At 58.7% G+C, this 9131-nt stretch carries 14 protein-coding genes and 1 pseudogene; 7 read left to right on the plus strand and 8 right to left on the minus strand.

What is annotated here, in order from left to right:
* The first annotated feature begins 68 nt into the window (after positions 1 to 68).
* Positions 69 to 803, plus strand: coding sequence for a Crp/Fnr family transcriptional regulator (locus tag VWY34_RS05380; RefSeq protein ID WP_416545797.1), 735 nt, complete (start codon positions 69 to 71; stop codon positions 801 to 803).
* A gap of 65 nt (positions 804 to 868) precedes the next feature.
* On the opposite strand, the gene VWY34_RS05385 is transcribed toward VWY34_RS05380, so the two are convergent.
* From VWY34_RS05385 to VWY34_RS05395, 3 genes are all read right to left on the minus strand, one after another.
* The gene (locus tag VWY34_RS05385) at positions 869 to 1057 is read right to left on the minus strand and encodes a hypothetical protein (protein ID WP_340545771.1); all 189 of its coding nucleotides are present in this window, start codon (positions 1055 to 1057) and stop codon (positions 869 to 871) included.
* 296 nt (positions 1058 to 1353) lie between these two features.
* Positions 1354 to 1740 carry a hypothetical protein gene (locus VWY34_RS05390; RefSeq protein WP_416536350.1) on the minus strand — a complete coding sequence of 129 codons (387 nt, stop codon included), beginning with the start codon at positions 1738 to 1740 and terminating at the stop codon, positions 1354 to 1356.
* On the minus strand, positions 1737 to 2153 hold the full coding sequence (locus VWY34_RS05395) for a hypothetical protein (protein ID WP_416545795.1): 417 nt from the start codon (positions 2151 to 2153) through the stop codon (positions 1737 to 1739). The genes VWY34_RS05390 and VWY34_RS05395 overlap by 4 nt, the downstream gene beginning before the upstream one ends.
* Before the next feature lie 374 nt (positions 2154 to 2527).
* Between VWY34_RS05395 and VWY34_RS05400 the strand changes: the two genes are divergently transcribed.
* The 6 genes from VWY34_RS05400 to hflC all read left to right on the plus strand — a co-directional run bounded on the left by VWY34_RS05400 (position 2528) and on the right by hflC (position 6324).
* Positions 2528 to 2767 (plus strand): hypothetical protein, encoded by a 240-nt coding sequence (locus VWY34_RS05400; protein WP_416538138.1) that lies wholly within the window; start codon positions 2528 to 2530, stop codon positions 2765 to 2767.
* Positions 2768 to 2806: 39 nt separating this feature from the next.
* A complete protein-coding gene (locus VWY34_RS05405; RefSeq protein WP_416536347.1) occupies positions 2807 to 3193 on the plus strand; it encodes a hypothetical protein in 387 nt (128 codons plus the stop codon).
* Between the two features lie 29 nt (positions 3194 to 3222).
* Positions 3223 to 3663, plus strand: a complete 441-nt coding sequence (locus VWY34_RS05410) for a hypothetical protein (RefSeq protein ID WP_416558535.1) — start codon at positions 3223 to 3225, stop codon at positions 3661 to 3663.
* Positions 3664 to 3676: 13 nt separating this feature from the next.
* On the plus strand, positions 3677 to 4168 hold the full coding sequence (locus tag VWY34_RS05415; RefSeq protein WP_340545777.1) for a hypothetical protein: 492 nt from the start codon (positions 3677 to 3679) through the stop codon (positions 4166 to 4168).
* 72 nt (positions 4169 to 4240) lie between these two features.
* Positions 4241 to 5308: an FtsH protease activity modulator HflK gene (gene hflK, locus VWY34_RS05420; RefSeq protein WP_416542201.1), complete on the plus strand. Its 1068-nt coding sequence runs from the start codon at positions 4241 to 4243 to the stop codon at positions 5306 to 5308.
* Entirely contained in the window at positions 5305 to 6324 is a 1020-nt protein-coding gene (gene hflC / locus VWY34_RS05425) for a protease modulator HflC (RefSeq protein ID WP_416545791.1), read from the plus strand. The genes hflK and hflC overlap by 4 nt, the downstream gene beginning before the upstream one ends.
* Positions 6325 to 6785: 461 nt before the next feature.
* Here the strand turns inward: hflC and VWY34_RS05430 are convergent, their stop codons facing one another.
* The 5 genes and pseudogenes from VWY34_RS05430 to tnpB all read right to left on the minus strand — a co-directional run.
* The gene (locus VWY34_RS05430; protein WP_416545789.1) at positions 6786 to 7310 is read right to left on the minus strand and encodes a GrpB family protein; all 525 of its coding nucleotides are present in this window, start codon (positions 7308 to 7310) and stop codon (positions 6786 to 6788) included.
* Positions 7307 to 7525: a transposase domain-containing protein gene (locus tag VWY34_RS05435; RefSeq protein WP_416545787.1), complete on the minus strand. Its 219-nt coding sequence runs from the start codon at positions 7523 to 7525 to the stop codon at positions 7307 to 7309. The genes VWY34_RS05430 and VWY34_RS05435 overlap by 4 nt, the downstream gene beginning before the upstream one ends.
* A 94-nt stretch (positions 7526 to 7619) precedes the next feature.
* Positions 7620 to 8504: pseudogene (gene tnpC / locus VWY34_RS05440) on the minus strand (IS66 family transposase); the annotation flags it as partial.
* Positions 8505 to 8668: 164 nt separating this feature from the next.
* On the minus strand, positions 8669 to 8812 hold the full coding sequence (locus tag VWY34_RS05445; RefSeq protein ID WP_416545785.1) for a hypothetical protein: 144 nt from the start codon (positions 8810 to 8812) through the stop codon (positions 8669 to 8671).
* Between the two features lie 58 nt (positions 8813 to 8870).
* A partial coding sequence (gene tnpB / locus VWY34_RS05450) for an IS66 family insertion sequence element accessory protein TnpB (protein WP_416545783.1) occupies positions 8871 to 9131 on the minus strand: 261 nt, incomplete at its 5' end.

The raw sequence follows: 9131 nt of genomic DNA on the forward strand, positions 1-9131 counted from the left end.
GCTGGGCTAACCGAAAGCAGTCTGTGCGCGATTGCGTCTGGAGTTTCTTTCCAGCTTGAGAGGCCCCGATGACGGATATCTTAGAAAGCCCGCTTACACGGAAGCTGCAAGTCTTCGTCGCATTGTCTGAAGATGAATTGGGCGTCTTGAAGCGTTTGCATCTGCGCCGCCGGTCCTTTTTGGCGGGGCGTGATCTCGTGCATCAGGGGCAGTCGGATCAGGCCGCTTATATTCTGGCCGCCGGTTGGGTATGTTCCTACAAGCTTCAGCCGGACGGAACCCGCCAGATCGTGGATTTCCAGATACCGGGGGACTTTATTGGATTGCGCAGCGTGCTGCTGCGCACGTCCGACCATAGCTTCGAGCCGGTCACGGATATTCAGGCGGCAGAGGTCTTTGCGGACGACCTTCTGGAAGCCTTCGAGAAGACGCCTCGCCTCGCGGCAGCAATTCTCTGGGCGGCATCACGGGACGAAGCCATGGTGGTCGAACATCTCGTAGGAGTTGGCCGCCGCGCTGCGGATGCACGCATGGCGCATTTTCTGCTGGAATTGGGGGCAAGGCTGAAGCTGGTCGGAATGGGGAGCACGAAAGGCTACGCCTGCCCTTTGACACAGTATCATCTTGCTGACGCGCTCGGCCTAAGCGCCGTCCATGTGAACCGTGTCTTGCGGCAGCTTCGCGAACGCGGCCTGCTGACATTTCGGGACGGCCGTGTAACGTTCGGCAATTATGACGGGCTGGTAGAGTTTTCGGGGTTCGATCCGGCGTATCTGGATCAGACCGGCCCGCTCTTGAAATGAAAAAGGCCGCCCCTCCCCCCGGAACAACCTGGGGCGGCCCGATCTTCATTTAAAGCAAAGGAGTATCACGAAAGCGCTTTTTTAGCCGCGTCCAGTTCCTTGTTCGTTTCGGCGTGGTTCTTCGCCGCATGCGCCTTCTCGGCCGCCTGGTAGTGCTTCACAGCCCGGTCTTTTTTGGGGCCGGCGATTGCCTTGTCACAGGCTGCTTTGACCGAGGTCATCTTCTCGGCGGCATTGGTCTGTTCGGGTGTCATTGGATTGTCCTTTCTTGGACATTCCGAGAATAGGGCACGCAGTGCAATGCAGTCCATTTGAGGAACCGCACGCATCCCGTGCTTCTCTGCTGCTCGGAAATGAGTGCCGCCGGAGATTCGGCAGGCACGCAGCCATGTACCCATCTTCTCTGCTCCGCAGCACTGATGCAGGTTAGCTTGGGGCGGGTCCGCATCTTCTGGCTGATGATCTTTGAACGAAGAGCTCGGGAGCCGTTTCACATGCCGAGAAGTGCGTTAAAGATATCGCCCCAAGGTGAGGGTTCATCCCGCTGGCATCAGGTGGTGGGGGTTTGCTGATGTGACAGCCGCAGCCACCGGCCGTTGTCCAGCAGATATGTGGACGCGCAGAGCGCCTCATAGATTGGCAAGCCTGACTTCTCCGCGAATACGCGGTAGGCGAGCACAGCAACGGCCCCTTGCCTGATTTGGCTGCGGTCTTTCATTTCCACGGTTCGCCAGCCCGTGTTTTTCTTCACATGCTCCAGGATCTGCCCGCCCTGAAGAATGCCCGGCGGATAGGGAAGTATCATCACTGCATTTTTTGCAGTCACGGTGCGGGCGCTGTCCGCGCCGCTGGTCCAGCACCGCTCCTCCAGATCCCATAGCACCGCATAGTCCTTACCATCACTGCGGTCGCCGTCCCGTGTTTTGCCTGACATCATTGGCCCGTCCCCGGAGTGCCTGTGAGTATTAACTGCAAAATCAGAAAGAGGATCGCCAGTACCGCCCAGATCAACCCAGACAAATTCGTCGGCCCGTTTTCTGCGCCGCCAGAAACAGCCATCAAGCGCTTGCGTTTGGGGAGAAGGCGGGTCAGTTTCCGCGCGAGCGTTCCGCTATCCTGCTTGAGTGCGGGCACGTCGCGGCATTGCGACAGCAGCATCTCCAGTCGCGAGCCTGCGACCTCTTTCTCCAACGCGGCAAGCGCGGCTGCCTCCTCCCAAGGTTCGAGCTCAAGCCGCGCGAGGGCCGATAGAACCGTAACTGCATTGCCATTCCGGTCCTCGCCAACGAAGGCTTGCAAAAAGCGGTCAAACTCAGGGCTGTGGGGTTGAAGAATGCCAGCGGCTGGCATCGGCATATCCTCCCTTTTTAGGTGTTCGGATCGGGAAGCGGCTGTTCCCGAAGAACCGGGCTGCCGCCTGCCGGGTAACAAGCTTCGGATAACTCCGATCATACCCGCATTGCCCGACGCACGCGCTGACGCAGATCAGCCGGTCTCCAGTCCTCTGAAGTCTAGCCGAAGGTTTGGGTCCGGGTATGCCAGAGCGGTCAGGACCCCAGCGGCGCTAACATGGGTCAGCACGCACCGCCCGGTTCCGGGGTAATGTAGGAGGGCCGCAAAGTTTGGCTGCCTCTCGGCAACCGGGATGCTGCAGCCAAGGCAGCGCGGCAGACATGCACATATCGCGGAGACCGGTGATGGCCTTGCGATCAATCAGATCCACCATGACTTTCCCGCAGCCTTTTACCTTGCCCGGATATCCGGACGAACTGCCTTCCGGCGAATACGAAGTGCTGGTCGAGGAGGAGCTTATCGAAGGGCTGAGTTTCACGGCTTACCGCAGAACGGCGATTTACCTGACCATCCACGGCAAGGGGCGTTTGCCGGGCCGGACAGAGTTGCGGCCAATTACCTGGACCGACCTGGAAGCAGCGCTCGGCCAAGACCCGAAACGCAACACTTGAAGATAGCGAGGCGGCGCTTTCCCCGCTGGAGGATTCACAATGTACACTCCCGAATGGCTTAAACCCGGCCTCTACGGCGCCGTGATAGGTGGCGCATTATTAGGCATCGGCGGATTTACCTGGGGCGGCTGGGTGACCGGCGGAACGTCACACGGCATGGCCGTGACCATGTCCCGCAACAATGTAGTCACGGCTTTGGTCCCGGTCTGTCTGGACATGGCCCGAACCGATGCGGAACGCGACGCAAAGCTGGCAGCGATCAGGGCCGTTGCTACCTACCGGCAGCGGGATGCCCTCATGAAAGCCGGTTGGGCGACGGTCCCGGGAACCGAGTTTCCGGACCGGGACATTGCGCAGGCCTGTCTTGCGGCCCTTGACGTCGAAAAGTCGTCGGAGCGCCCGGAAAACACGATCAATGAAGGATGAACAGTGCCATGTTACCATCTCTGCCTGAAATGACAGATCTTGAACGGCGCGTTCTGGCCCATGAACGGATTCTCCAGTCGCTCATTGCTTACATGTCCCGCACGGAACCGCGTTTCCTTGAACACCTTAAGAAGCGTTTTGTTGAGCCAATGGCCATGGTGAGGCATGAGCATGACCACCGGAACGCGGATGATTATGCAGAGGAATTCATTCGCACCGTAATGGCTCTTGGAGAACCGCATTTGCCAAGGGCCGCAAGCTCCAGCGTGCTCGATAAGCCACTGCACAAACCGGAAGATATCCAAATTTCGACACACCCCTATCGTCCAACTGCGAAGGCGGAGCGCGTTCGTGCCCGGAAGAGGAATGGAATCTGGGAGGTCAAGGTGGACGGTGTTTTCCACGGGGACTACCACGACAAGGGCACTGCGTCAGTAGCCGCAGCCTTGGCCCGCTTGTCGCTTCGATGAGAGGACCCCACCCATGAACGAGGCAGTTAGAAAATCCATTGCGGTCTTTGCCCGGCCGTTCAACGTTCCGGGCTTCAGCGAAACGCTCCCTGCCGGAGAATATGACATTGAAACGGAACTGTGTTCACCTCCCGACAGCCTGCAGCCTGAGACTTGGAGAGCTTCTGTCGCCGTGAAGTTGCATCCCAGGGAATTCCACCCCGGGCTGGCGAGAACCTTGACCGTTTCGCTGGCCGACCTCGATGACGCCCTGGCAAAGGACAAGCTCACCGGAAAAGAACTGGCCGAATATTTCCTGGAAGAAATGCTTTCTGACCCGATGGTCCGGCTGGTGATGGTGGCCGACGGGGTCTCCGAAACTCAGCTGCGGAACCTTTACTCGGGCGGGGGCGCATCTCAGGCGCACAAAGAGGCGCCGGATGCGGCTATAGCGGGTGAATTGCCAACGGAAAATTCACCAATCCAGGCTGCGGAGAACGAAGGAATGCCGACACAGAGGGAATAAGCCGCGCGCAGGCGCCTTGGCGTCAAAGGTCTGTATCGGATGCCGGTTTGAGAGACCAGGAGAGGAAACGATATGCCTGACCAGAACGGCGGCCCAGAAGACCGCGGGCCTTGGCAAAGCAGACAGAAGCGCAATCCGCCCGATATCGACGAAATTCTTCGTCAAGGCCGCGACCGGCTGGGCGGATTGCTCCCTGATGGGCGGCCCCCTGTGAAGGGCATACTGGTCGCAGGAGCGATAGTCTTGGCAGCGGTTGCGGCCTGGTCTTCATATTACACAGTCCCGAGCGACTCTGTCGCCGTTGTCCAGCGTTTTGGCAGATACACTGCTGAGGTTCCGCCTGGCCTGCATTTCAAATTCCCGCTTGGCATCGACGTTGCCACGCTGGTGCCCGTGAAACGGCAGCTGAAGCAGGAATTCGGGTTCACAACGCCGGGCCGGAGTGATCCCTTCCAGAGCCCGTCAGACGGCCGGCGCGAAACCGAAATGGTCACGGGAGATCTGAATGCTGCGCTCGTGGAATGGGTGGTGCAGTACCGGATCTCTGACCCCCTGAAATTCCTGTTCGAGGTACGCGAGCCAAGCGCGACTTTGCGCTACGTCTCTGAGTCCGTGATGCGAGAGGTTGTTGGCGACCGCACCGTTGACGAGGTCATCACCATCGGCCGTCAGGAGATCGAAAGCGAGGCGCTTCTCAAGATGCAGGCTCTGTCCACGAAATACGCCATGGGTATCAGCATCGACCAGGTCCAGCTGAAGAACATCAACCCGCCGGGACCGGTTCAGGCGTCGTTCAATGAGGTCAACCAGGCACAGCAGGAAAAGGAGCGCCTGATCAATGAGGCGCGCCGCGAATACAACAAAGTCATTCCGCTGGCCGAAGGCGAGAAAGATCAGCGGATCCGCGAGGCTGACGGTTATCGCCTGAAACGCATCAACGAGGCGGAAGGCGACGCAGCGCGGTTCACCGCGCTTTTGGCCGAATACGTAAAGGCGCCTGAAGTCACGAGGCGGCGGATATACATAGAAACCCTCCAGGATGTTCTGCCCAGCATCCTGTCAAAAATCATTGTCGACGGATCGACTGCGAGCATCCTGCCGCTTTTGAACCTCGACAGGCTTCAGGAGGATCCGTCATGAACATCAGATTGGGGCTCTTCGCAGGGATTGCGGTTGCTGCCGGCGTGATTGCCTCCGGTTCCCTCTACACAGTTGGCGAAGTCGAGCAGGCTATTATCACCCAATTCGGTAAACCTGTGGGCGAACCAGTCATAACGGCTGGTTTAAAGCTGAAGCTGCCTATCGTTCAGGACGTCAACCGGATCGACCGCCGGGTTCTTGAGTGGGACGGCAATCCTTCTGACATGCCCACCAAGGACAAGCTCTACATATCCGTCGATCTGTTCGCCCGCTGGAAAATAACCGACCCGTTGCAGTATTTTCTGCGGCTGCGCGATGAGCGCAGCGCGCAATCCCGTCTAGACGATATTCTCGGCAGCGAAACCCGCAATGCCGTCGCCAAACACGAGCTGATAGAGATTATCCGGACCACGAAGGGCCGGACCCCGCTGCGGGACACGCTTTTGACCGATGAGGAGCGCGCGCAGGACATAGGTTCTCTGGTTCCTATCCAGAAAGGCCGCGCACTTGTAGAACAGGAGATTTTCGCAGCCGCCTCAGAAAAGGTTCGCGTTTTTGGGATCGAGCTTCTCGATATCCGTTTCAAAAGGATCAATTACAACGAGAGTGTGCGTCCGAAGATCTACGACCGCATGATCTCAGAGCGCCGCCAGATCGCTGAACGTTTTCTTTCCGAGGGCAATGGCGAAGCCGCTCGGATCCGCGGCAACCGGGTGCGCGACCTGAACAAGATACAGTCCGAAGCGTATCGCGCCGTCGAGGAAATCCGCGGCGTGGCTGACGCCTCGGCGGCTGCGATCTACGCAAAAGCCTACAACACCGACGCCCAAGCAGCCGAATTCTATGCGTTCACCCGGACAATGCAGGCCTACAAGGACATGATTTCAGGGGGAACGACGCTGGTTCTGACAACGGACAGCGAACTTTTCAGGTTTCTGAGAGGAATGGAGGCCGGGGAGCCGGCTGGGAGCACGCCTCCTCCAGCTCCCGGCCTGACGGCCGCGGCCGAACGCTGATGTATCAGAGGACAAAGAGATGACGGAAGAACCGGTGGATTTAGACGCAAGGCGAAGCGCCGAAGGCCAGATTGCGACCGATACCCGGCGGCATGCCCTTAAGGATTTCAAAGCCGACCAGAGATAACTCCGCCTGCGGCAGGAAGAACTTGAAATGAAACTTCTCGCCAAACCGGCCTCTAGCTGACATGAGGCGGCTATGCCTACGTTGGGCAGCTTAACGTCGTCTGGCAGAAGCGCCCCGATAAAGTTTCGCGGCAGCCCTGCCGCCGCATCGCCGCAAGTCGGTAGTGAGCCCATGGACGAAGCCGCTCACGCGGCAATGGCGCCCGTGGCAGGCGTTCCGGACTGATCGCCATATTGGCTGCTGCGTCTGTGGTTCCGTCTGGGTCGTCTGGCCATCGTCGCTCCTTCGTCCCGGCACGCTGCCGGATCAGGGTAAGCGTCCGGTCTGACCGCCGTTACTTGTTCTGGGCGTCGATGACGGCTCTTACGAACTCGGTTTTCCGCCCTGCATATGATCCTCGGCCTTGGTCACCGAGTTCTTCGACAAGCGTCTGTTTAAGGTGTTCGTATTGATGCCGGAGTTTTGGGTTGCCTCGTAGCGCGTCACGGAAGGCGATTTGATCGCGGCAATCGGCATCGTCGGGATGGTACAGGTGCAGATTGTGGGTTCTGATGTCACCATCGCGCAGCCGGATAAACAGCCGCCCGCTTCGAATGCCTCTGTCGATGTAACCCAACTTCGCAAGAGCGGTCGCAATCTGCTCTTCGTGGGTTGAGCGCATGGCAATGTCCAGGATGGGTTTTGCTGTCAGACCGGGTACTGAGGTGCTGCCGATATGGTCGATATCAAATTGCACATCTGGCAGAGCCTGTGCGATCAACGCGGCTTCTTTGGCAAACAATTCAGCCCATCTGGGGTCGTATTCGGTCAAAGACAAAGAAGCCTGACGCAGACCAAGTGCAGGACGTTCAGCAGTCATGAGATAACCTTTCCGTTTACCCAAGGCAGCAGGTCGTTCACGCGGGTGATCTTGTAGTCGGGGATGCGCGCGATGGTGTAAGCGAGCCAGGTTTGGGGATCAACGCCGTTGAGTTTTGCCGTTTCTATGAGCGTGTATGCCACGGCAGCGGCGCGGCCACCGGCGGGTGAACCGACGAAGAGGTAGTTTTTGCGGCCCAAAGCGATAGCCCGCATGGCGCGTTCGGCTGTGTTGTTGTCGAGTATCTAGGATACCATTGGCCAAGTAAGGCCTGAGCCGCCGCGTGCGCGTCAGCGCATATCGGATCGCCTGAGCGAGCGGGGATTTGCCCGATATGATCGTGAGTTGCCTACCCAGCCAATCCTGCAGGTCATCGAAGACAGGTGTGGCCTTGGCCTGCCGGATGGCAACACGCTGATCTGGCGGTGAACCGCGCGCCTCTTTCTCAACGGCGTAGAGCTGGCTGATCCGCAGGATCGCTTCTTCGGCGATGCTTGAGCTCTGAGATCGATGAACATCCACGAACTTGCGCCGGATGTGGGCCATGCAGACGACCTCTTTGATGCCGTGGTCGCGATAAAGCTCCTCATACCCAGCATAACCATCGGCGTGCATCCAGCCTTTGTATTTGCTGAGATGATCCTTCGGGTGCGCCCCGCGCCGGTCTTCGGAGAACTGATACCAAGCAGCGGGAGGCGCATCGCTGCCCCATGGCCGTTCATCACGGCCATAGACCCAAAGGCGTCCGGTCTTGGTCTTGCCCGTTCCGGGTGCGAGCATGTTGACGGGTGTATCGTCGGTGAAGATGGCCTTGCCCTTCAAGGCGTGCTTGCCGATGGCATCTGCCAGCGGGGCCAAAAGCGTTGTCGTTTTGCCAACCCAGTCCGCCAAGGTGGAACGGTCGAGATCAAGTCCATCGCGTTCGAAGATTTGGCTCTGGCGATACAGCGGCAAGTGGTCGGCATATTTGCTGACCAAGACATGCGCCAGCAACCCGGGCCCTGGGCGACCGCGTTCGATGGGGCGAGATGGAAGGATAGCCTGGGTGAACTGCTCGCAGCGTTTGCAGGCAAAGCGCCGGCGGGTGATTTTGTTCACGACGAACCGTCCCGGCACATATTCCAGTTCTTCGGTCACGTCCTCGCCGATCTGGCGCAATGCACCGCCGCATGTGCAGTGATCTTTTGGCGGCAAGAGTTCGATGTTATTGCGTGGGATGTGGTCCGGGATCGGACGGCGCTTTGGTTTGTCCTTGGGCTCATTTGGGGAGGCTTCATCTTGGCCGTCATCGCGGCCTCGGCCACTTCGCTTGCCTCAAGCGCCAACATGAGCTGCTTGGTCTGTTCTGAGGTCGATCCTTAGCGCCAGGCCTTTTGCCCCGCGACCTGGTGGAGAAGCTTCTCAATCAGCATGGCCTGGGCTTTGATCTCGGCAAGAAGCTGGGTCGTGAACTCTTTGAGCCCTCCGTAATCTTCCGGCAATGTCATCGCTTCGGCCATCATGGCTGCAGCCTACACCATTGGATTTGCGTAAGGAATCCTAACCTGCGCGCAAAGGTCTCTAGGTTCTACCCGGCGTGCGCCAGTCGATGCCCTCCAGAAGCATCGCCAGTTGCGCAGGCGAGAGGGACACTTTGCCTTCCTTGGTGGCAGGCCACACAAACTTGCCGCGTTCCAGGCGCTTCGAGAACAAACACGCGCCTTGGCCATCCCACCAAATGATTTTGATCAGATCACCCCGACGGCCCCGGAACACAAACAGATGCCCGACAAAGGGATCGAGCTTCAGCACCTTCTCCGCCTGCACGGCCAAGGATGCATA

The sequence above is a fragment of the Phaeobacter sp. JH20_02 genome, from assembly GCF_048056915.1.
Classification (GTDB): Bacteria; Pseudomonadota; Alphaproteobacteria; order Rhodobacterales; family Rhodobacteraceae; genus Phaeobacter; species Phaeobacter bryozoorum.